The organism is Desulfuromusa kysingii (genome assembly GCF_900107645.1).
Lineage (GTDB): Bacteria > Desulfobacterota > Desulfuromonadia > Desulfuromonadales > Geopsychrobacteraceae > Desulfuromusa > Desulfuromusa kysingii.
Genome location: NZ_FNQN01000001.1, coordinates 417,879 through 442,182, shown reverse-complemented (window position 1 = coordinate 442,182; position 24,304 = coordinate 417,879). Strand labels below are relative to the sequence as shown.

The window sequence follows — 24,304 nt, the reverse complement described above, 5'->3', positions numbered from 1 at the left end:
ATATTTTTTCAATTCTGGGAAATCTTCAGCTTTAGCGAGAAATCCTGGTGACAGCAGCAACCCCTTACAGATAAAAAAACAAGGAGCGATGAAAGTGTTAAAAAAACTCTCTTTGGTCACCCGTAAGTTGTCGCCCTTGATTATCTTGGTGCTTTTTACCGCAGCAATCTGGGTGCTGCACAATTCTTTACGGCAATTTCACTACCACCAAATCCTGCAAAATCTCAGATCAATCCCCTTTGCAGATATTGTCCTGTCTATTGGCTTTACAATATTAAGCTACTTGGTCATGACCAGCTACGACCACCTAGCGATCCGGTATATTAAAAATCCGATCGGTATTGCGAAAGTGACCTTTGTGTCATTTATCAGCTACGCCTTCAGCAATACGATTGGTTTGTCCCTTTTAACCTCCGGTTCAATCCGCTACCGGCTCTACTCCTCATGGGGTTTATCAGCAGAACGCATTGCCCAGCTGGTTGCCTTTACGGTGCTGACATTTTGGCTGGGAATTGGCGCCATTGGGAGTATTGTATTTATTTACGAACCGGCATCAATCCCCATACTAAAGCATATCCCGCTCCATTCCACTCGCCCGATTGGTTATTTGTTAGCGGTGTTGGTCATCAGCTATTTGCTGACAGTCTGGTGCAGAAAAACCCCCTTTCACTTCCAGAACTGGGAACTACAGCTGCCGTCAATGTCCACCGCCTGGATCCAGTTATTGATTGGCTCCCTGGACTGGATGCTGGCCGGTTGCGCCCTGTATGTGCTTCTGCCTGAGAACTCAGAAATATCACTGGTTCAGTTTCTGGGGATTTTTCTTTTGGCTCAGGTGGTCGCATTGATCAGCCACGTCCCAGGAGGGTTAGGAGTGTTCGAATCGATGATTCTCCTCTCAGCTCCGAGCATCCCGGCAGATGCGTTACTGGGATCTATGTTGGTCTACCGGGGTATTTATTACCTGTTGCCTCTCACCTTGGCGGCGCTGCTGCTCGCAGGAAGCGAACTGTTACAGAAGAGGACTCAAGTTTCGAAAGCGCTTGTCTTTGCAGGACAATTTGGGCGCACGGCTATACCCCTTTTTTTGGCGGCAACAACCTTAACTTCTGGCGCCCTGCTACTGTTCTCCAGCGTTACCCCGGCGGCTCCGGGGCGCCTGAACTGGCTCAAGGATATTCTGTCTCTGCCCGTGATCGAATTATCACACTTTCTTAGCAGTCTCGTCGGAGTCGGACTTCTGTTATTGGCGCGGGGACTGCAACGACGGCTCGATGCTGCGTATTTGTTAACCGCAATTCTGCTTGCAGCCGGAAGTCTGCTATCGTTGCTAAAAGGGGGAAACTACGAACAAGCAGCTTTGCTGGGGCTTATGCTTGTTGCCTTACTCCCCTGTCGAGCGCATTTTTATCGGAAAACATCTCTTTTCAATGAAACATTTACCCTAGGCTGGAATGTAACGGTTCTACTGGTCTTAGGAAGCTCGATCTGGCTTGGAATTTTTACTTATAAGCACGTCGACTATTCCAATCAACTCTGGTGGCAATTCACCCTCCATGGTGGGGCGCCAAGATTTCTTCGGGCTACGGTGGGTGCGGTCATTCTCCTCCTCGTCCTTGCCATTGCCAGATTGCTACGAACAGCACCGAAGGATCCCGTTGAACCTGGCGCTGAGGAATTGAATCAAGCACGACAAATTGTCAGCCAATCCCCTTTAACGGAAGCCAACCTCGCACTCCTGGGGGACAAAACCCTGTTGTTTAATGAGCAACAGAACAGTTTTGTTATGTACGGCGTCGCAGGAAATTCATGGATCGCAATGGGGGATCCAATCGGTCCTCCCGAGGAGGCTCAGGCGCTAGCCTGGACATACCGTGAACTGGTTGAACGCCACGGGGGACAAACAATTTTCTACGAAGTTGGGACCCAGATGTTGCCTATTTACCTCGACATGGGACTCACGTTATTCAAGCTTGGAGAGCAGGCAAGTGTTCCTCTCGTCAATTTTTCACTGGAAGGATCAGAGCGCAAAGGTTTGCGCTATACATATCGACATCTCAATAAGGAAGGAAGCTCTTTTGAAGTTTATCCGGCAGACAGAATCAACGAAATTTTACCGGAATTACGTCGCATATCTGATATTTGGCTTAAAGAAAAGAGTGTTCGGGAAAAAGGTTTTTCTCTGGGATTCTTCGATGAAAGCTATTTGTTGAATTTTCCTGCTGCTATAATCAGACAAGAAGGGGAAATTGTCGCTTTTGCCAATCTATGGCTGGGAGCAAACCAAACCGAGCTTTCAATTGATCTAATGCGTTACAGTCCTCAAGCGCCACGCAGTATCATGGACTACCTGTTTACCAACTTGATGCTGTGGGGGAAGGAACAAGGCTTTCAATCTTTTAATCTTGGCATGGCTCCCTTATCCGGCTTGGAAAATAGATCTTTCGCCCCCCTTTGGAACCGGATCGGATCGATTATTTTCAGTAAAAGTGAGCATTTTTACAATTTTGAAGGGTTACGTGAGTATAAACAAAAGTACAAACCCGTCTGGTCTCCCCGTTACCTAGCGTGTCCAGGAGGATTGGCGTTACCTCGGATCCTGACAAATGTCACCTCTTTGATCAGCGGTGGAGTCAAAGGGGTGTTCATAAAATAAGCAGACAAGAAAGATTGTTTTCTTTTACTTCAGGATTCTTATGTTGATGTCTTGGCTATTAACCCATGTTGTCTTACTGCTTGGCTTTTTATTGGCCCTACCGGTGATAGCGCAAATGATTCGACAACGGTATTCACCAGCGGGATCTCTGGCTTGGTTGCTCAGTATCATCCTGATACCCTATTTAGGCATCCCCCTGTTCCTGATGCTAGGTGGTCGCAAGATGCGCAGTTTGGCCGCCAGCAAAACAAACCTACAACTCCCGGAGCAATCGCTGACATTACAAAAGGGGATCCCCGATATTGATCGGTTAATGCGTTCTTATGGTCTCCCCGGCGCTGTCACCGGTAATCAACTGCAGCTACTGGGCTCTGGTGAAGAGGGTTATGCTGCACTGGTGGAAATCATTGAACAGGCAACCACACACCTTTGGGTGAGTACTTTTATTCTGCATCCAGATCAGGTGGGCAGGGACATTATTGATCGACTCTCTCGCCGCGCGGCTGCCGGGGTCGAGGTTCGAGTCTTACTTGATGGTGTCGGTTCCCTGCATACGCATAGAAAAGATCTGGCTCCATTAACCGCTGCAGGTGGAAAGATTGCCTTTTTTATGCCGGTTATGCATCGTCCTTTTCGTGGTCGTACCAATTTACGCAACCATCGCAAGTCCGTCATCGCTGATAGCTGTCGCATTTGGGCCGGTGGTACCAACATTGCCAACGAATATATTGGTCCAACCTATGATCCGCACCGCTGGCGCGACCTCTCTTTTATCCTGGAGGGGCCAGCGACCCAACATTATATTGATATTTTCAGCTCTGACTGGCAATTCGCCACAGGGAAGCAATTATCCGGCTCAACCATAAATCCTGCAAAAATGAATGTTCCAGTGATCGGCGATGCCACAGTTCAAGTTGTCCCCTCTGGACCCGACGTCAGCGGTGATCCCCTCTACTCGGCACTGATATCAGCGGCATTTCAGGCCACAGAACGTCTCTGGATTGTCACTCCCTATTTCATTCCTGACGCCGCTTTAGCTCAAGCATTACAACTAGCCGTACACCGTGGAGTCGATGTGCGGGTCATATTACCAGAAATCTCGAACCACAAATTCGCCGATATGGCACGTGGGCCCTACTTACGTGAATTACAACAAGTTGGTGGACAGGTTTTACTTTATCAAGGTGGAATGTTACATGGAAAAGCGCTGTTAGCTGATACTTTCCTCGCGGTCATTGGTTCGGCCAACTTTGATATGCGGAGTCTGTTTCTCAACTACGAAACCGGCCTACTGCTCTATAGCCAAACAGAGGTCAAACAGATAGAAGCATGGATTGAAGACCTGACCTGTCATTGTCGTCACGGTATTGGACAGGCGGGCCTTTTCCGCGACCTGCTTGAAGGAATCATTCGTATGATGGCACCAATGCTTTAGAGGTCAATGATCATTAAACCAAGCAGACAATGAAGTGAATCCTTGGCCGAAACATCACGGGAGAGTGTTATCATGAGCGGGATCAGAATTGTTATGAGTTTTAGCAACTTCACGTTCAGACTTTTGCCGGATTCGATCAACGGCTCTTTCTTAAAAGTAAGGTTAAAAGCCTGCCACTTAGATTTTCTGTGTTTTACTGACATAACCTGAAGAGGAATTAAAAAATTGTCTGAATATGCCCTCTACACCAAAGCCCTGATCGGTTTACTCGCAATTATCAACCCGTTAGGGGCGATTCCAATATTTCTATCGCTCTGCGGCGAAAAGACTGCGCCAGAGTACCGCAAAATTGCACGCACCAGTGCCCTCTCTGTGGCCTTGATTTTATTGCTTTCCATCTGGTGCGGCGAAACAATTTTGACCTTTTTCGGGATTAGTATCCCGGCATTCCGCGCGGGAGGCGGTCTGTTGATCCTCTTAATGGCGATATCCATGCTCCACGCCAAACAGAGCCAGGCAAAACAAACTCTCCATGAGGCGGAAGAGGCCAACAATAAGGAAAGTATCGCCGTTGTTCCTCTTGCTATTCCACTGTTGGCAGGTCCTGGGGCGATCAGTTTAGTGATTGCTGACGCTCATCAAATGGTCCATCTGAGTGGACGGATATTTCTCAGTGTCAGTGCTGTCGCTGCAGCTCTGGTCGTCTTGCTCGCTTTAAGTCTTGCCGAACCCATCGGCAAAAAGCTAGGGGTCACCGGATTGAATATTTCGACCAGAATAATGGGGTTACTCCTTGCGGCCATTGGGATCCAAATGATTACTTCTGGGTTAGTCATACTTTTACCTGGTCTTGCCTGATCCAGCAACCGGGTAATAATCATAAGCAACGAGAATATCGGTATTTAGTTGGCAAAGAATGCAAGGTAATTTCTAAAATTTGAGAAGATTTCCTCCCCTTACGCGCCCATAATCTCTAGCCTCTCATGGCAGGTTCTTGTCTTCCGCGTCCTCTTCAGTCGATTCGTTCAGGTGGTATTCTTCACGTAGCTTCTCCAGACGTTCCTTGTCTTGTTCAAGTTTGCTATCAGCCTTGGCAGAGCGACGTGTTGCCTTATCAAGTTGTTGCCGTATCTTGGCTAAATCGGCGTAGAGAGTTTTAGCTTCTTCTTCGTTGCCATCCTTGCGCGCTGCAATCAACGTAGTCAATGTTTTCTCTAAGCCTGCATTCAGTTCCGCAATTTCTTCATCAACCAACTGTTGTCGTTTTTGCGCAGCGGCAACAGCGTCCTCAGCGTCAGCCAACAAGCCAGCAGCACCAGACTCCGGTTCAGCATCTAAATCGATCTGTTGAGCAGCGACGATTAGAGCGACCAAAGGAAGATTTGGTAACAGGTTGTCAACCATCTCTCCCGTACTGTCTATAATTCGCCCCTCTTTCAGGGCCAAGGGTAAAAAGACCAGACTGGCATCGGCAGAAGAAGCAATGATAGTTGCAGCACTGCAATCTTTGACAACTACAGCTTCGGCGGTGATCCTCACCCGTTCAAGTTCCTGACGCAAATTTTCCTTTGTGGCCTCTGCGTTGTCATCCTGTTCCGCGACCAACACTCTTAATCGAGCATGGCTCCAGAAGTCTGAACGGGTCATAAGATAGCCCAACAACAGCATCAAAGAACCTGTGTTCCCGGATTGATACCAGATATCGATGCAACGCTCGTTAGCCGGTTGTCGCTCCAACGTTTGCCACTCTTCTTCCAAAGCATCGAGCACGACAAGATTATATCCCAGCCGCAATGAGGTGCGCAGGTTTTGACCGAAACGTTTAAAATGAGCGCTAAAAAACCGCTGCGCATAAACCCCGTGATGGTTCAGCAGAATCGTGTTGGCTCGTAGCGGTCCAATGCCGAAAGTTTGCAACAGCAGTTGATTACCCACCTCAAAAGAAGGCGCGTTCACGACCAACGGGAAAGCTTGCACACCGGAATCAGCAATATCTTGATAAAGTTCGTTTTCTGCCTCATTTTTCAACCGTATTTGTTGCGCGCCTTTCCCTTCAAGAATTTGGACAGCAGTAATCAAACCACTCTTACCCACCATCCAAGATGAAAACTTCAATAACCTTATCCGACGCTCACGGTCTTCAGAAAAAGTCAGAACTTGTGGGCGCCAATCGCGTGGATGTTCCAGTTCACGCGAAATTTGCAGCAGATGCTCACGAACCTGTTGCAGATGGTATGAACGTTGACTATCAGCCCAACGACTCGTGCTGGAAGTTCTCTTTAGATACTGATAAAGACTATAAAGCACTGCCACAGCCAATGCGCCAGACTTCCAGTCGATGGCAAGCATGACAAACAGACAGATTAGAGCCCCGGCGAAACTGGCGCGTTGATGAAACCATTTGAAGCGGGGACGAAACGAGGGGCTGGCTGCCCGTGCTTCAAAATAGGTCGCGTAATTGAGTAGTCCATAAGATATCAGGAAGAACATCGTCACCACCCTGGCAATCAGATTTAGATTGCCCAGACCGACGGTCAGTACCGCGATCGCTGCGGCAAATAGAGTCGCACGTTGTGGGTTGTTCGCTGGGCCAACCCCCTTGGCAAAGAGGTTCAACACCGGAAAGACTTTATCAGCAGCCATAGATTGAAGTATCCGTGGCGCCCCTAAAAACGATGCCATAGCCGACGAGAGGGTCGCGGCGAACACTCCAGCAACAATGAGAAATGGAACGATTGCAACCCGATTCATCGCCTGAAAATCACCACTGAGGACATCCTGGGGTAAATTCCCGGCAAACAAAATTGCGGCAACCAGATAGACCAGGATAGAGACGCCAACGGCAAGAAAGGTTCCCAATGGCAGACTTTTTCCCGGATCCTGCAAATCCCCGGACATACTCACACCCTGAGTAAAACCAGTCGCGGCAGGGAAGAAAACAGCAAACAAAACCCAGAAACCCGGACCGTCAGCCGCTGGCAACCAATTGGTCTGCAACAGATCCGCATTCCAGTTCAAAACGCCACCAATAAAAAATGAGAGGACTGCCAGGCAGAGAATTCCCATGACGGCATATTGGAAGCGGGTCGCCCAATCAGCGCCTTTCCACGCCAGAGAGAACAACGCGGCAATGGCAAAGAGAGCGATAAACTGAGCTATGGTTTCACTGCCCCCTAACAGTCCAGCAACGACCTCACCAAAACCAATACAATAAAACCCCACTGAAACAGATTGAGCGAGAAACAACACCAGTCCCAGTGCACCACCAAATTCAAAGCCCAGGGTTCGTGAAATCAAGTAATAGTCGCCACCACCACGAACTGTTAGATTGGTTGCGATCGCTGAAAGCGATAGACTCGTAAGAACAGAAATAGTATTGGCAATCAGGAGAATCAACAACGCTTGCCGAAGGCCGGCCGCTCCAACCACATAACCCAGACGCATAAAAAGGATGATGCCCAGTATCGTCAGGATACTGGGGGTAAAAACTCCTGAGAAAGTCCCCAGTTTATTTGCGGTATTGTTCTTTTCCCCCGGCTTGCTTTTCGGTTCGGTCATAAATGTTCCCGATCACTGACAGCAGTATTGCTCCAAACTTAACCCCGATTCAGACCATTTTGACCTGCTACTTCAACGGCAAATAACCCAGAATATCATCGTTGATTCAGGGCCAACGGATAAAAGCTGAGAAAATTTTCTCAGCTTTTAAGACCACAGGTTAGTTCGTAAATATCTGCTTAAATCACGGTTTAAAAAACATCTGAGCGGCATCAAAAACCGTCTCTGACAAAGTCGGGTGCGGGTGAATTGACTGGCGCAGGTCCTCACTGACAGCAGCCATCTCCATCGCCACAACCCCTTCGGCGATTAATTCTCCGGCTCCCGGTCCGGCAACCGCCATCCCGAGCAGGCGATCCGTTTCTGGATCAACGATCAACTTTGTCATTCCATCATCTCGTCCAAGGGTCAACGCTCGACCATTTCCGCGCCAAGGAATTTTAGCGGTTTTAATTTTTATCTTCTGCTCCCGTGCTGCAGATTCTGTCAAGCCGCACCAGGCAATTTCAGGATCGGTGAAAACGACAGCAGGAATCGCCCGAGGATCAAAAACGGCTTTACGTCCGACCGCCGCCTCTGCTGCAACACTGGCTTCGGCATATGCTTTGTGAGCCAACATTGGTTCACCAGCAATGTCACCAATCGCAAAGATGTGCGGCTCGGCCGTACGTTGCTGTCCATCGACGACAATAAAATTCTTTTTATCCTTTACTATAGTTGTATTTTCAAGTCCCAGGCTTTCAGTATTAGGTTTTCGACCTATGGCAATTAAAACTTTTTTGAACCGCTTGCTCGTCTGTTCTCCTTGCTTATCTTCCAGAGTCACCTGCACCGAGCCTTTTTGTTCTTTGAGGTCGACAACCTTGGTATTGAGCAAAATTGAAGCAAATTTTTTCTCCAATCTACGCTTCAAAACCGAAACCAGATCCCGGTCGCAACCTGGCAGCAGGCCGTTGGTCATTTCTACCACCGAGACTTTGCTGCCCATCGCAGCATATGCCGACCCTAATTCCAAACCAATATAGCCGCCGCCGATGACTAATAAAGATTCTGGGACATCAACCAAGTCCAGGGCACCAGTCGAATCGATGATGCGTTGACTGTCTGCTGCGATGTTCGGCAACATGATCGGACGGGAACCAGTCGCCAGGATTGCCTGGTCAAAAGCTAGCTCTCTAGTTACACCATCGACCAGCGACAGGTTTAATGTGTGGGAATCCTTAAACTGCGCTGTGCCACGCAAGTAGGTAATTTTCAGCTTTTTCACTTTATTTCCCAGTCCACCAGTCAATGTTTCCACGACCCCATTCTTCCAATCGCGAACCTGCGCAACATCAATTGTTGGTTTTACAAACCTGACCCCAATTGCTTCGGATTCTTCAGCCTCTGAAACAAGTTTAGCGACATGCAACAGCGCTTTTGAGGGGATACATCCGCGATGCAGACAGACCCCTCCAGGATTGATTTCGGGATCGATCAGGGTTACAGAAAGCCCCAACTCCACAGCCTTAAACGCAGCTGCATAGCCTCCAGGTCCAGCCCCAATAACAACCAGTTGAGTGCGATCAATTTTCTTTTCTGCTTGATTCATGAGTCTACCCCTTCATCACCAGGTTGAGAGGGTTTTCAATAGCTTCACAGATCCAACGCAGGAAGCGGGCACCATCTGCACCATCGATGACGCGATGATCGTAAGTCAACGATAGAGTCATCACCTTCTCGGGGACAAATTCCTGACCGTTCCATTGCGGCTCAGTCTCCGCCCGCGAGACCCCAAGGATCGCAACCTGAGGTGCATAGACGATGGGTGTGAACGAGGTACCGCCGATCCCACCCAGATTGCTGATGGTGAAAGTTCCACCTTCCAGATCAGCTGGACTTATTTTTCTTTCGCGGGTCTTCACTGCCAGTTGGTTCAATTCCAGCGCTAAAGACTCAATCCCTTTCTGATTTGCATCGCGGATCACCGGCACCAACAAGCCTCCGGGGGTGTCAACAGCGACGCCAACATGGATATATTTTTTCAGCACCAATTCTTTACTCGCCAGATCCAGACTGCTGTTGAATTGCGGAAATGCGGTCAGTGCTGCAGCGCAGACTTTGACCAGAATTGCGGTCATGGTCAGTTTATTCTCACCGTTAGCTGCATAATTAAAATCACGCCGGAAAGTTTCAATCCCTGAGACCCTCACTTTGTCATATTGGGTCACCATGGGGATAGTTGACCAGGCATAGCCCATGGCATCAGCAGTCAACTCACGTACACGAGAGAGCGGTTGGCGTGACACTTCTCCCCATTTGCTAAAGTCGGGCAGCGGCCGTTGGGCATGCAGTCCACGGAATTCACCAGTAACGGCCAGCGTTGATTGTCCACCAGTGACCCGCTGCATGGTTTCACGCACAAACAGGCGCACGTCATCTTCGCTGATACGGCCGCCAGCTCCCGTCCCTTGGACCTGATAGATATCAACCCCTAGATCACGGGCGATGCGGCGCACCGACGGGGCCGCAGGAGCAACCAGATGATCTCGACGCACGCTGACCAGATCAACCTCATCAGCCACATGTTGATCCGTTGCCGGAGGCAAAGGGTCAACTTCGAGAGGAGCCGATGTCGATGCTGGCTCAACCGGAAGAGCCTCTGCCTGTGGTGGCGCCACTTCAGCAGCATCTTCGACAGAGCTCACTGGCTCTTCTGCTACAGAATTGACGGGCTCCAGTACCATAATAACCGAACCAACAGCGGCGCTATCCCCTTCCGCCACTTTGATCGCGGAGATGACCCCAGCCGCCGGGGATGGAATCGCAACAACAGCCTTATCGGTTTCCAGCTCCAGCAAGGTCTGATCCTCTTCCACCTGATCATTCACCGCAACGGTAATTGCGATCACCGTTCCTGCAGTCACACCATCAGAGACCTCGGGGACAATAATTTCTAGTGACATAGTTCTCCTCTAATCGTTGTGAGGGTTTAATTTATCGGGGTCAATCTTGTAATCTTTGATTGCCTTTAGTAAAATAGACTGATCGATATCACCGGTTTTCACCAGCTGCGAAAGTGCTGCAATAGCAACATAACGAGCATCTACCTCAAAGAAATTACGCAGAGCACTGCGACTGTCACTCCGACCAAAGCCGTCTGTTCCCAAACAGTGAACAGGACCCGGGAACCACTGAGAAACCGAGGCCGGAAGAACCTTCATATAATCCGATGCAGCCACAAAAACACCCTGTTCTTTCTCTAACAATTGGCTGACATACGGCTTTTTGGCTTTCCCTTTAGGATGAAGAAGATTCCAGCGCTCGGCTTCTATCGCATCCTGGTAGAGCTCTTTATAACTGGTGACACTCCAAACATCTGCAGCAATCCCAAAATCGGTTTCAAGCAGACTTTGTGCTTTAATCACTTCATTAAGAATCGCCCCGCTACCAAGGAGATGAACCTTAGATTTTCCCCCCTTGATTTGCGTCGACTGGAAGCGATACATCCCCTTTAAAATCCCCTCGCGAACCCCTTTTTGTTTTGGCATGGGCGGCATTTTATAGGTTTCATTCATCACCGTCAGATAATAGATCAAGTCTTCCTGATTGCAATACATCCGGGTGAGTCCTTCGTGCACAATAACCGCTAACTCATAAGCGAAAGCGGGGTCATAGGCTTTGACCTTAGTCGGCGCAAGGGCGAGGACGTGACTGTGGCCATCCTGATGCTGCAATCCTTCTCCTGCGAGTGTCGTCCGACCAGCAGTCGCGCCGATCAAGAAGCCACGGGCGCGGCTGTCACAGGCTTGCCAGATAAGATCACCAACCCGCTGAAAGCCAAACATGGAATAAAAAGCATAGAACGGAATGGTCTGCACCTGATTGTTTGAATAAGCACTTCCTGCAGCAATAAAACTGGCCATAGAACCAGCTTCACTCAGCCCCTCTTCGAGGATCGCTCCGGTTTTTTTCTCGTTGTAGAAAAGCAAATTCCCTTTGTCAACCGGCTCATACAGCTGCCCGGTATGGCTGTAGATCCCGGCCTCCCGAAACAACGACTCCATCCCAAAAGTACGCGCCTCGTCAGGAACAATAGGAACGATCAATTTACCCAGTTCAGGATCACGCAACAGCTTGGCCAACAGATTGACAAAAACCATGGTGGTGGCCAATTCACGCTCGCCAGAACCAGCAAGATAATCCTGCACTAACCAGTCGGTTTGACACGCCATCGGTTGACTACCGTCAAAACGTTTCGGCAAACAGCCCCCCAGAACTTCGCGACGCTGTTTCAAATATTTCATTTCCGGACTGTCTTCCGCAGGCTTATAACAGGGAGCCTGGGCGATCTGATCATCGCTGATGGGGATATTGAAGCGGGTCCGAAACTCCTTCAATTCCTCCTCATTGAGCTTTTTCTGCGAATGGGTAATATTTTTGCCTTCACCGGCTTCACCAAGCCCATAACCTTTAATTGTTTGCGCCAGAATAACCGTTGGTGAACCTTTATGTTCAACCGCCGCCTTATAGGCCGCGTAAACTTTGACCGGATCATGGCCACCACGGGTTAAACGTCCTAGCTGTTCGTCAGTATAATTTTCAACAAGCTGCAATAACTCAGGATATTTCCCAAAAAAGTCCTTGCGCACAAAAGCACCACTGGACGCCTTGTAACGTTGCATTTCACCATCCAGGACCTCGTCCATCCGCTGCACCAGACGCCCTGACTTGTCTTCATCCAACAAGCGATCCCAGTCGCTCCCCCAGATGACCTTAATGACATTCCAGCCAGCACCACGAAATGCCGCCTCAAGTTCCTGAATGATTTTGCCATTGCCACGGACCGGGCCATCAAGCCGTTGCAGGTTGCCATTGACAACAAAGATCAGATTATCCAGATGCTCCCGTGCAGCCAGAGTGATCGCCCCTAAAGATTCGGGTTCATCCATCTCACCATCACCCAACATGGCCCAAACTTTGCGCCCACTTGACTTACGTAATCCTCTATCCACGAGGTAATGATTGAACCGGGCTTGATATATGGCTGTTAACGCCGTCAATCCCATTGAGACGGTCGGAAACTCCCAGAAATCTTTCATCAGGAACGGATGGGGGTAGGAAGACAAACCACCCTGAGGATTAAGTTCATTGCGAAAATGACTTAAATCCTGTTCGGTAAGACGCCCCTCTAGAAAAGCCCGGGAATAAACTCCGGGCGCCGCATGTCCTTGGAAATAAACCATATCACCGAGAAAATCATCAGTCCGACCACGCCAGAAATGGTTAAAACCAACTTCCCATAGGTTGGCAACGGAGGCATAGGTGGAAATATGCCCGCCGATGCCATCGGACTCACGATTCGCGCGTACGACCATTGCCATTGCGTTCCAGCGAATAATCGACTTAATCCGCCGCTCCAACTCTCTGTTACCTGGAAAGTTCGGCTCGCGGGTATGGGGAATGGTATTAATATATGGGGTATTGGCAGTAAAGGGGATACTCACCCCCTGTTCTTGGGCCCGGATCTGCAATTGCCTGAGCAGCTGCCGGACCCGTTCGGGTCCCTGCTCTTTGAGAACATAATCAAGCGATTCTCGCCATTCCTTATTTTCAATATCGAGAATTTTTTTTATATCTTGCGAATTATCTACGGTCATATATATCAACTCCTTTGACATGAGCAGTGCTAAAATCTGACTAAAATAATACACAATTATCTTCACCCTGTCAGTTTCTCTCATAAATAATTAACAAGGTGTCGATGTAATAACGTCAAACCATGACCACAGACTTTTAATTCGGCTATCTTTATGTGATCGATGTAAAAGGCCATAATGATTATATCACCAGTGGCCTCAATCGGTTTTTATAATGTTTATTTCTAACGATTCCTTTATATTCTACGTCCATCAAGAATTATTCTTGAGCGTTTACATAGCAATTTATTTTATGCTGACAAGTTCGAAAATTATATTATTTGATTGCACCTCTGACTCAGGATTATGACGATGAAAATCACCGCGACAAAAAGCCTCCTTCTCATCGCCCTCGCAGCCGGACTCATGACATGGTTCTGGGCTGGAAACAACTCCCCACGAGACAATAAATCGGGGAACAATAGCAACAAAGTCCGGAATATCCCGGTCGAGGTCAGACCGGTCGAAGTTGGATCCATCGATCTGCGTCGCACCTTCAGCGGCGCCCTTGAACCTCGGGCCGAATTCATTGTCGCCCCGAAAGTCGCGGGTCGAGTCGAGCAACTAAGTGTCAACATTTCAGATGCGGTCAAACGTGACCAGATCGTGGGGGCGCTGGATAACGACGAATACGTCCAGTTGGTCGACCAGGCTCGGGCAACTCTGGCGGTAGCCAAAGCTAACCTGGCTGAAGCACGCAGCGCAGAAGGGATCGCAAACCGCGAACTTAAAAGGATCAAGACCCTGCAGCAAAGGGGGGTTGCATCAGAATCACAGCTTGATGTAGCGACTGCCAATCAGCTAACGAATAAGGTCAAAGTCGAAGTTGCCAAAGCAGAGGTGAGCTATGCTGAATCTGCCCTTGAAACAGCACTCACGCGATTGGGCTATACCCAGATCACAGCTGGATGGAGCGGCGGTAACGGACAGCGAATCGTCGCCGAGCGCTATGTTGATGAGGGGGAAATGGTGGCGGTCAACACCCCGTTGCTGCGGATCGTCGAGTTGGATCCGATGACTGGGGTCGTTTTTGTTGCGGAACGTGACTATGGTTTGTTGCAACCCGGGCAGAAAGCGGTTTTAACCACGGATGCCTTTCCCAATGAAGAATTCCTCGGGCAGATTGAACGCATCGCACCAATCTTCAAACAGGCCACCCGTCAGGCTCGGGTTGAGCTGACTATCGACAATCCACAACAACGCCTCAAACCTGGCATGTTTATCCGTGCCACTGTCGTTCTGGATCAAAAAACCAATGTCACTATTGTCCCGGAGCAATCCTTAGCCACGCGTGATAATCAAACCGGGATTTTTCTGGTCAATGCGGATGGCAGCTCAGTTCAATGGCACCAGGTCATTGTCGGGATTCGTGATGGAGATCGGGTTGAGGTGAGCGGCGAAAACATCACCGGACAGGTTGTCACCTTAGGGCAACACATGCTCGATGATAACGCAACAATCAGCATCCCCTCCGACCAGTCGTTAAAGACTGGACAAAAGGATTCACGCTAATGAATCTTCCCCAGTTCAGTGTCCAGCGTCCGGTTTTTACCACCATGGTCACCCTAATTGTGGTGATTCTCGGGATATTTTCACTCAGTCGGCTACAAATCGATCTGCTTCCGGATATCGAATTGCCAACCTTAACCATCCGCACTGAATATCAAGGGGCAAGTCCGGAAGTCATGGAGCGGTTGGTCACTCAGGTCATCGAAGAGGTTGTGGCCACCGTCCCTGGAGTCGAAGAGATGACCTCTCAATCATCCGAGGGGAGCAGCACCGTCCGCGTCAGTTTTGGCTGGAAAACGGACATTGACACGGCCGCTCAAGATGTCAGATCCATCCTTGAAAATGAGATCAACGAACTCCCCGACGATGTTTTACGACCCCGGATCAGCAAATTTGACGTCGCCAGTTTCCCGGTGGTTATCCTCGGCATCTCCAGTAAGCTGGATCCAGTTGAACTGACCGAACTGGTCAATAATCAAGTCCGCTACCGTTTCGGACGTTTGCCGGGGGTTGCCCAGGTTGACTTGTGGGGAGAATTCAAGCGCGAAGTGCGGGTTGAACTCGACCCGGACCAACTCAAAGCCCTCGCCATCCCCCTCGACCAGATACTACAGGCTGTCCGCAACGCTAACCTCGATCTGCCAGCCGGTAAGATTGAGCAGGGTTCCTACGAAGTGACTCTCCGCGCGCCCGCCGAATTCACCGGCCTTGATCAGATCCGTAATACGGTGATCTTTCAACGCGAAGGAGCTGCGGTGACTCTCGGTCAGATAGCCAGCGTACGCGACACCTATGAAAAGAAACGGCGGATTGTCCGGGTCAATGGTGAACGCGGTCTACGTGTCGCGATCCGCAAGCAGGCCGATGCCAATACGGTGGAAGTGGCGAAAGCCATCCTTGACGAAATCGCTGCAGTAAACAGCTCCTTCCCCCAGATTCACATTATTCCGGTTATCAATCAGGGGAATTTCATCGAACGCTCCATCGCCAACGTCGCACAGTCGGTCTTCTATGGTGGTGGTCTGTCGATTCTGGTGCTGTTGTTTTTTCTCCGTAACATCCGCTCAACCTTGGTCATCTCTCTGGCGATCCCCATTTCGGTGATTGCCACCTTCAGCCTCATCTATTTCGGCGGCTTCACCCTGAACCTGATGACTCTGGGTGGTCTGGCTCTCGGCGTGGGGATGATGGTCGACAGTTCGGTGGTGGTCCTCGAAAACATCTTCCGCAGACGCAATGAGAACCGTGAACGACCGGAGACCGCTGCGATTGAAGGTGCTCGCGAAGTCGGCCCGGCTATTGTCGCCAGCACCATCACTACTCTGGTCATTTTCCTGCCACTCATTTTTGTTCGCGGCGTCGCAGGGGTACTTTTTCAGGAACTCTCTTTTGTGATCATCTTTTCGCTGATTTGCTCGTTGCTGGTTTCACTCAGCCTCTTGCCAATGCTGGCCTCGCGCCTGTTGGAGACCCCCGAACAACTGAGTGCCCGTCGGCCAGTCTGGATCGAGAGCTCAATTGCCTGGTCAGATGCACTGTTCAAAGGGTTGGACACCACCTACCGGAATCTTCTCCGGCGCGTCCTTCGTCACCGCCTACGCACCGTCTTCATTGCCATGACCATTCTCGGTCTCAGCCTGCTGCTACTCCCGTTTATCGGGACTGAGTTCATGCCACCCAGTGATGAAGGGGAAGTTCGGGTCAGTGGAGAAATGGAGATCGGTACACGCCTCGAGCTACTTGATCAGCAGGCCAGTAAGATGGAAAAGGTTGTCTATGCCGCCGTACCAGAGGCGATCTCTTCGGTCATTAGTGTCGGTTCCTCTGGTTGGCGCCCCAGCGATGCCGCAAAAAGCGAAATCCGCCTGTCATTGCTTCCTGCATCTCAGCGACAACGCAGTAACACCGCAATCGCAAATGATTTGCGCAGTCAGCTCACGGGTAAAATTCCAGGGATGACGATTCGCACGCGGGCACCGCAGGGGCAGTTCCTGCTCCAACGGATTCTTGGCGGGGTCGAAGGATTGACGATAGAAATTCGTGGCGTCGATCTTCCCACCCTCGATACTCTTGCAGCCAGAGTCGCGCAGATGATCATCGATATTCCCGGTCTGACCGATATCGAAACCAGTCGCGAAGCCGGCATCCCGCAACAGGACATTCGCATCAATCGGAACAAGGTTGCTGACCTTGGGCTGAGTATCCGTGACGTCACAGAAATCATCGAAACATCGGTGGCAGGGGCTAAGGCTGGGGATTTTCGTTCCGAAGGAAATTCTTATCGCATTTTTGTGCAACTCAAAGATGTCGAGCAACGCTCCATCGAGGAGATCCTCGACCTGACCTTGACGACTCCGACAGGTGACCAAGTTGCGTTACGCAATCTGGTCACCAGCCAATCCAGCTATGGTCCGATCGTGATCGACCGGAAAGATCAGCAACGATTGGTTACAATTCAGGCCAATGTCGCCGACCGCGATCTGGGGTCGGTCGCTGCCGAAGTCCAAGAGATCCTCAATCAGATCCCCCGTCCGGTGGGTTATAACCTTGCTGTTGCCGGAAACTTTGAAGAACAGCAGAAAGCCTTTGGCGAACTGGTAACCTCCTTGCTTTTGGCCTTGCTTCTTGTGTATATGGTTCTGGCTTGTCAATATGAATCATTGCGCGATCCGATTGTTGTCATGGCCTCAGTTCCAGTCGCCGCTGTTGGCGTACTGGTGATCTTGTTCCTGACGAACACCACTTTGAACCTACAGTCCTACATCGGCTGTATCATGCTAGGAGGGATCGTCGTCAACAATGCCATCCTTCTGGTCGATCAAGCGGGGCAATTGCATCGTAGCGGCATGGCAATCAATGACGCCGTCGCTGAAGCGGGAAGACGGCGGTTACGACCGATCCTGATGACGACACTCACGACAATTCTGGCGCTCCTCCCTTTAGCTTTCGGCATTGGCGAGGGCGCAGACGCGCAAGCTCCTCTGGCTCGAGCTGTCGTCGGTGGCTTGACAGGATCGACCTTGATCACGCTAGTCCTCATCCCTGCGGTGTATTCCTTGTTCCACCCCGAAAGCAAAGGAGCTGAGCAGTGAAATATTGCAGCCCCGGCAAACTATTCTTTCCCTTCAGCCTCCTGTTATGTTTTCTGCTGCCACACCTCGGCAACGCTGCAGCATCAGCTGACAATCCTTTGCAATACCAGACCTCGCTCGCAGACATGGTTCAACCGACACCATCAGCCGCGGAGACCCTTGAACTGTCAGTGGAACAGACCGTTCTTCTTGCGCTGCAGAATAATCGTGATCTTCAGGTACAACATCATATCCCGGTCATTACCGGAACATTTACCCAGATAGAGCAGGGGATCTTTGACCCGGAATTGTTTGCTGAGATCGATTACTTCAAGGAACAGACAGAGGAGACTTCAAGTTCCAGCAACTCCAAGTATGACGCCGTGGAGGATGATTTTACCGCCATAGCGGGGTTACGGAAACTATTGCCAACAGGTACAACCATCGAAGCCAGCCTGTCTCAGGAACGCAGTCGCTCTGATCAGGAACCGGAGCAGCAAAGCGCCCGCCTGGGATTGAGTGTAACCCAATCGCTGCTGCGTGGGTTCGGTTCTGCCGTCAACCTCGTCAGCGTTCACCAAGCTGAAATCGATGCCCTTGCCAGCATCCATGAACTCCGCGGTTTCAGTGAGTCCTTGTTAGCCGACACCGAAATAGCCTATTGGAATTATGTTTTGGCAAAAGATGAAATTGCCATCTTTGAAGAGTCTCTGGTTGTCGCCAGGAAGCAGCGTAAAGAGGTTGAATTGCGCATTGAAGTCGGTCTTCTCCCCGAGATCGAGGTGGCTGCAGCAAAGGCCGAAGAAGCGTTGCGGGTGCAGGCTTTGATCAACTCCTACAGCCTCCTGGAACAACGGCGCCTGCAACTCCTGCAACGAATCAACCCCAATCCAGAGGGACGACTTGACCAACAGATTAACGCCATCAGTGACCCGCGGCTTTCCCCGCAACCCATCACTGACCTGAAAGACCGCCTGCAATTGGCAGAGCAATCGCGTTCCGACCTCAATGAAGCTCGACTGCGCTTGCGGCAGAGAAGGCTGGAAACTGTCGCCACCCGCAATGGCATTCTTCCGCGGCTCGACTTTTTTATCTCTTTGGGAAAAACTGGATTTGATGACAACTTCAACGATTCGTTTCGATCAATGGATGGCAACAAGTATGATTTTACAGCCGGGCTGCGACTCAATTATCTGCTGGGCAACCGCAAGGCCAAGGCCGAAAATCTTGCCGCGCAAGTCTCGCGTGAGCAAGCACTTGATGCGATAGCCAATCTCAGACAGATGGTGCATCTTGATGTGCGCTTGGCCCTTAATGAACTTGAACGATCACGGCAACAAATCGATGCAAGCCGTGCCAGCCGCTTCTTTCAGGAGCAGACACTGGCAGCCGAACAGGAACGTTTTGATGTCGGAACCAGCACCGCTCTGTTGGTCGCTCAGGCACAACGTGACCTGCTACAAACTCAGATTGCCGAAATCGAGGCGATCATTAACTATCGCATTGCTTTGGTGAAATTGTATCTTGCGGAAGGAAGTCTGCTTGACCGTCGCGGGGTAAGGGTGATGAGAGATGAGTTTAATCTAGGTCAGTTGAGGACCCGATAGGGACCGGTGGCATAGCTGCGGAACTGTAAGGAGCCATCGGACTCCAACATCGAAATAATCCGATCCCGGTTAGCCGGATGTGAAACCCGACGTCCCGCTTCTGCCTCGCTACACCATTCAACGCCAGGGGTCTCCTCGCTCGGGGTCAACTCTCCTGACGCATAGTGGGCATTAAAGCAAAAAATCAGCGCCGCCGGAGCAGAGACCTTGGACCAGATCACCGCTAACTTGGCGTGGCTGATCGTAACGCCCGTCTCTTCCAGCACTTCTCGACTGAGAGCAAAAATAAGATTTTCACCTTCTTCAACCTTGCCTTGTGGCAATTCCCAACCGCGAATATGGTGCTTTACCAGAAGCAGTTGATTCTGTGGGTTGCGAATCAGGCAACTCACGACCAGAAGATGTTTGGGTTCAGGTTTCAATTGATTATTCCATTATCTAATGCTGCACTTTCAGATCGACTTTGCTGCAACTCTTCTTTAGGCAACAACACCCAAAGGCGTCCATCTTGCTTCATTCTTCCAGCAATTTCCCCGGCGTCATTCCCCATCCCCCAAAAGAAGTCCGCCCGCACCTCTCCTTTGATTGCACCACCGGTATCTTGAGCAACCATCAGTTGTTTCAAAGGGAAATCGGTTCCCGGAAAAGTTGTTGATAAAAAAACCGGGGCACCCAACGGAATCGTGCGGGGATCAACAGCCAGACTGCGTAATGCAGTCAACGGAACTCCCAGTGCTCCCGGAGGGGATTGAAATTCAGCGGAGAGTTCCCGAAAAAATACGTAACTGGGATTTTCTGCCAACAGTTGTTTCCCCGCTTCCGGGTTCTCGGCAACCCAGCTGCGGATATTCTGCATCGACATCTGGTCTCGGGTCATGGCATTGCGTTCCAACAATAATTTACCAATAGAGCGATAGGGATGACCGTTCTGGTTGGCATAATTAACCATCACCAGCTCACCATCAGGTAACCGTATCCGTCCTGAACCCTGGATGTGGAGAAAAAAAAGATCGACAGGATCTTTCACCCAGAACAGTTCCTGTCCGGCAAGAGGATCATTACCTGCGTCGATCTCACTACGATCAAAGTATGGAACCACCCGATTACCGACAACACGTCCCCGGAGTCGATATTTGCTCAGTTCGGGATAAACTTCATCCAGGTCGACAATCAACATATCATCAGGCAGCCTATAGAGTGGATACCGGTATTCCTCTGTCGGCGTTCGACTGCCTTCTAACTCTGGTCCGTAGTAACCAGTGATAATTCCATCGTCACTGCCATCAGCATTACGAACTTGGTAAGGCTGGAAGTACAATTCGAAAAAGTCACGGGAATTCTTCTCCCCCGGTGTCGAAATTTTGATGGCCTCAGCACATACCTGTTGCCACATGTCCCGCTTGCCAATCGCCTTACAACTTTGCTGAAAGGCCACAAGAGCCGCCGCAGGACGGTCGAGCAACCAGCCATCAACCTGCTCCCAGGACACCGGCTTCAGAGGTTCAAACTCAATTTCAGGAGCAGGGGGAACCTGAACCGCAGGCTTCCCCATACAGCCGGCAAGGGTGACAATAATCAAAAGTGATAAGAGATAATATCTCATGACGTTCCTAGATTCATTTTCGGAGCAACAAAACTCTCCACTATCCATTAATACCTATACACGAGTGAAATCAAGTGCCAATCTTCTCAAAAATTCCGCAACATCACAACATGTCAATTGGATCAACATCAATATGCAGCGTCACCTGTCTTGGCAGTTGCGCAATCTGCTCATCAAGGCGATTCAATAACCGCCTCAGATCGGGTCGAGCCGCTGCTTTCAACAAAATTTGATAACGACTTTTTCCCCTGAGTCGTGCGAGCGGACATGGGCTGGGGCCGAGGATCTCAACTGAGCCTGCAACTCTGAAGAGAAAACTGCTGAATTGCTTGGCAGCAGCTTGGACTTGATGGTTGTTGTTCCCAGAGAAAACCAGATTAACCAAATGACCACAAGGAGGATAGCCTAACTCCTGCCGGAACGGAAGCTCTTGCAGATAAAATTGGTGATAATCCTGCTCTGCGGCACAGGTTAATGCATAGTGCTCAGGGTTGTATGATTGAATATAGACCTTACCACCACCGCTGGCTCGTCCTGCCCGTCCGGCAACCTGTGTAAATAGAGAAAAGCTTCGTTCCCCGGAACGGAAGTCGGGGATATTAAGGGTGCTGTCTGCGGCTAACACTCCCACCAAAGAGACGCCGGGAAAATCGTGACCCTTGGCGATCATTTGGGTTCCGACAAGAATATCAATTTTGCGCGCCATCATCTCGGTCATGATGTTTTGATGGGCCCCTTTACGGCTGGTTGTATCCCGGTCCATGCGTTTTATGCGGGCGGACGGGAATAACTTTTCCAATTCCTCTTCAAGCTTTTCAGTGCCCGCCCCTTGCGGTTCAATATTCAAACCCTGACACTTGTGGCAGCTTTCAGGTACCACATCGACATAATCACAATAGTGACATCTTAGTTCTCTTTTCTGCTGATGATAGGTCAAGGTAATCTCACAATTGGGACAACAGAAAGTCTCTCCGCAATCAGCGCATAACAAAAATGGCGCAAAACCACGCCGGTTCAATAGCAACAGGACCTGCTCTTGTTGCTCCAGAGCCTGTTGGATCGCCTCAATGAGGACATTTGACAGTTCCCCATCACAGACCTGTTCTTTCAGGTCAATGATTTCAACCTTGGGTAAATCCCCGGCGTGGACACGTTTATCCAGAGTCAATCGCGTCAACGCCCCCTGCTCACTGCGGTAATAACTGGCGAACGAAGGGGTTGCACTGCCAAGTAAAACCGGACAGTGCTGCTGTTGCCCACGCACCAAGGCTAAGTCGCGTGCGTTGTAACGGAACCCCTCTGCCTGCTTGTAGCTGGATTCGTGCTCCTCATCAACCACAATCAAGCCAAGATTTTGCAATGGGGCGAAGACGGCAGAGCGGGCACCGATCACAATCTGAATCTGATTACGCATAATCTCTCGCCAAGCGTCATAGCGCTCTCCCGAAGAGAGCCCACTATGCAAAACAGCAATTCGAATCCCTTTTAATTCAAACCGGGCTCTGAAACGGGAGACTAATTGCGGCGTTAGTGAAATCTCCGGAACCAGAACCAGCGCTTGTCGGCCAGCTGCAAGACATTGATCAACGCTATGCAGATAGACCTCGGTCTTGCCGCTTCCGGTCACGCCATGGAGCAGAAACCCAGAAAAACAATTGTCATCAATAGCAGATGTAATTCTATCAACGGCCTCACTTTGAGCGCTGTTAAGAGTGATGCATTGGTCTACAGGGAGTTTATCCAGGCGGAATGGGTCGCGACACAATTCCCGTTCATCACACTGTAAAGCCCCGACCTCAACTAATCGCTTTAAAGCAGCATGGGGTGCTGAAAATTGTTCACGTATGCGGGTTAAACCAACGCTTTTCTCCTGAATGATAAAAGTCAAAAGTTCTTGCTGCGTCTTGCCGCGAAGTTTAATCTCTGGATCAAGGGGCTGATAAATAGCCTCTGTCCGAATTTTGACTGTCGTTTTCTCATTCCCGAGAGCAGCAGGAAGAGCGGTTCGCACCACTTGTCCAATTGGGTGACAATAGTAATCAGCGGCCCAACGTAGCAACTTGATCAACTCAGAGCTTAATATCGGTTCGTCTTCGAAGAGCCCTTGTAGATCCTTGAGGCCAGCAGCATCACCATTCCTGATCGAGAGTATAAATCCGACTGTCAGCCGCCGTCCAAAGGGAATTTTCACCCGCATTCCAACGTCTGTTGACGACACCAGGGACTCAGGAATCCGGTAGGAAAACAATTGTTTCAATGGGATGTTAACAGCAATATCAGCAATGAAGTCAGACAAAATAAGCCTCATTAAATGTCAGAAACAAGAAAACCCTCTTGCCTATGTTTACCACAACAATGATCATTCATATATGAGTGTTTAGGATAACTAAAAGTTTTCTCTTCACACTAAATTTTATGGGGAATAACCGCCCCCACATTCTACAGGAAACGCCTATAAAACCGCTGTATACCCTGCCGTTATTAATAAAAACAAATAGTTAAGACTTTTACGTACCATTCTCTTCTCTACGCCAACAGACAAATAAACTGCCAGTATGAACAGTAGAACGTAAATCGACATAACCTAGTGTAATTTATACGTTTTTCAACCGGTTACTGTTGACTTCGCATAGCGACAAATAGTACAAGAGAGGGCAAATAACCAACTTGAAGTAATAATAACTACATAAGCGAAAGGATACCAGAATGAGATGTCCAATCTGTGGTAGCTATGAACAAATGACCCTCGAAATCAAATCAGATCAATTCAACGAGAGTCTGGTTGAATGTTCGGCCTGCGACAGCAGCTGGTCAATTAACCATGGTCATGCTGATATGATTGTTGACACCCAACTCTTATCGTTTATTGAAGGACAGAGTGAATGTGTTGAAGCTGATGATTACACCTGGGCTGCTTAACTAACAACAGTGAAAAGGAAATCAATCATGGAAAACCTGAACGTCAAACAACCTGCTCCTTGTCGATGTGGTGGTCAAGTCAAAGTTTTTGGCCCCTGTTCTTACGCTCCCCGCAGCAACTGGGGGATATATTGTAACAATGATGATTGCGAATATATGGCAACAGGTGACAGCCTCGAAGAAGCCATTGAAAACTGGAATCTTGCCCTTGAGCCCATCCACGCTTAAGAACTACGGGATAAGCACTCAATAAATGCCGACTGGCTAT

At 49.7% G+C, this 24,304-nt stretch carries 15 protein-coding genes; 8 read left to right on the top strand and 7 right to left on the bottom strand.

All coding sequences use genetic code 11. From position 1 onward, the window contains the following. The first annotated feature begins 88 nt into the window (after positions 1-88). From mprF to BLU87_RS02040, 3 genes are all read left to right on the top strand, one after another. Positions 89-2,656, top strand: coding sequence for a bifunctional lysylphosphatidylglycerol flippase/synthetase MprF (gene mprF, locus BLU87_RS02055; protein ID WP_092344267.1), 2,568 nt, complete (start codon positions 89-91; stop codon positions 2,654-2,656). Positions 2,657-2,702: 46 nt separating this feature from the next. After that, positions 2,703-4,091, top strand: a complete 1,389-nt coding sequence (locus BLU87_RS02050; protein WP_245706329.1) for a phospholipase D-like domain-containing protein — start codon at positions 2,703-2,705, stop codon at positions 4,089-4,091. Positions 4,092-4,316: 225 nt separating this feature from the next. Further along, positions 4,317-4,949, top strand: a complete 633-nt coding sequence (locus BLU87_RS02040) for a MarC family protein (RefSeq protein WP_092344264.1) — start codon at positions 4,317-4,319, stop codon at positions 4,947-4,949. 123 nt (positions 4,950-5,072) lie between these two features. Here the strand turns inward: BLU87_RS02040 and BLU87_RS02035 are convergent, their stop codons facing one another. From BLU87_RS02035 to aceE, 4 genes are all read right to left on the bottom strand, one after another. Next, a complete protein-coding gene (locus tag BLU87_RS02035; RefSeq protein WP_092344263.1) occupies positions 5,073-7,649 on the bottom strand; it encodes an amino acid permease in 2,577 nt (858 codons plus the stop codon). Positions 7,650-7,833: 184 nt separating this feature from the next. Further along, the gene (gene lpdA, locus BLU87_RS02030) at positions 7,834-9,240 is read right to left on the bottom strand and encodes a dihydrolipoyl dehydrogenase (RefSeq protein WP_092344262.1); all 1,407 of its coding nucleotides are present in this window, start codon (positions 9,238-9,240) and stop codon (positions 7,834-7,836) included. 4 nt (positions 9,241-9,244) lie between these two features. Then, positions 9,245-10,594: a 2-oxo acid dehydrogenase subunit E2 gene (locus BLU87_RS02025; protein ID WP_092344261.1), complete on the bottom strand. Its 1,350-nt coding sequence runs from the start codon at positions 10,592-10,594 to the stop codon at positions 9,245-9,247. A 9-nt stretch (positions 10,595-10,603) separates the two neighbouring features. Then, positions 10,604-13,288, bottom strand: coding sequence for a pyruvate dehydrogenase (acetyl-transferring), homodimeric type (gene aceE / locus BLU87_RS02020; protein ID WP_092344260.1), 2,685 nt, complete (start codon positions 13,286-13,288; stop codon positions 10,604-10,606). A gap of 351 nt (positions 13,289-13,639) precedes the next feature. Between aceE and BLU87_RS02015 the strand changes: the two genes are divergently transcribed. From BLU87_RS02015 to BLU87_RS02005, 3 genes are read left to right on the top strand one after another with little or no spacing between them, the layout of a single operon-like run. Next, positions 13,640-14,839 (top strand): efflux RND transporter periplasmic adaptor subunit, encoded by a 1,200-nt coding sequence (locus BLU87_RS02015; RefSeq protein ID WP_092344259.1) that lies wholly within the window; start codon positions 13,640-13,642, stop codon positions 14,837-14,839. Beyond that, on the top strand, positions 14,839-17,928 hold the full coding sequence (locus BLU87_RS02010; RefSeq protein ID WP_092344258.1) for an efflux RND transporter permease subunit: 3,090 nt from the start codon (positions 14,839-14,841) through the stop codon (positions 17,926-17,928). The genes BLU87_RS02015 and BLU87_RS02010 overlap by 1 nt, the downstream gene beginning before the upstream one ends. Then, entirely contained in the window at positions 17,925-19,514 is a 1,590-nt protein-coding gene (locus tag BLU87_RS02005) for a TolC family protein (protein WP_217637418.1), read from the top strand. Before BLU87_RS02010 ends, BLU87_RS02005 begins: the two co-directional genes overlap by 4 nt. On the opposite strand, the gene BLU87_RS02000 is transcribed toward BLU87_RS02005, so the two are convergent. From BLU87_RS02000 to BLU87_RS01990, 3 genes are all read right to left on the bottom strand, one after another. After that, complete coding sequence (locus BLU87_RS02000) at positions 19,496-19,936, bottom strand: NUDIX hydrolase (RefSeq protein ID WP_092344257.1); 441 nt, start codon at positions 19,934-19,936, stop codon at positions 19,496-19,498. The two genes, BLU87_RS02005 and BLU87_RS02000, sit on opposite strands and share 19 nt — an antisense overlap. Then, on the bottom strand, positions 19,933-21,117 hold the full coding sequence (gene mltA, locus BLU87_RS01995; RefSeq protein ID WP_092344256.1) for a murein transglycosylase A: 1,185 nt from the start codon (positions 21,115-21,117) through the stop codon (positions 19,933-19,935). Before mltA ends, BLU87_RS02000 begins: the two co-directional genes overlap by 4 nt. A 103-nt stretch (positions 21,118-21,220) precedes the next feature. Then, positions 21,221-23,413, bottom strand: coding sequence for a primosomal protein N' (locus BLU87_RS01990; RefSeq protein ID WP_245706327.1), 2,193 nt, complete (start codon positions 23,411-23,413; stop codon positions 21,221-21,223). 410 nt (positions 23,414-23,823) lie between these two features. Here BLU87_RS01990 and BLU87_RS01985 point away from each other — a divergent pair, with 410 nt between their 5' ends. Both BLU87_RS01985 and BLU87_RS01980 read left to right on the top strand, forming a co-directional pair. Next, the gene (locus BLU87_RS01985; RefSeq protein ID WP_092344254.1) at positions 23,824-24,036 is read left to right on the top strand and encodes a hypothetical protein; all 213 of its coding nucleotides are present in this window, start codon (positions 23,824-23,826) and stop codon (positions 24,034-24,036) included. Between the two features lie 27 nt (positions 24,037-24,063). Continuing rightward, positions 24,064-24,264: a hypothetical protein gene (locus tag BLU87_RS01980; RefSeq protein WP_092344253.1), complete on the top strand. Its 201-nt coding sequence runs from the start codon at positions 24,064-24,066 to the stop codon at positions 24,262-24,264. Positions 24,265-24,304 lie beyond the last annotated feature (40 nt).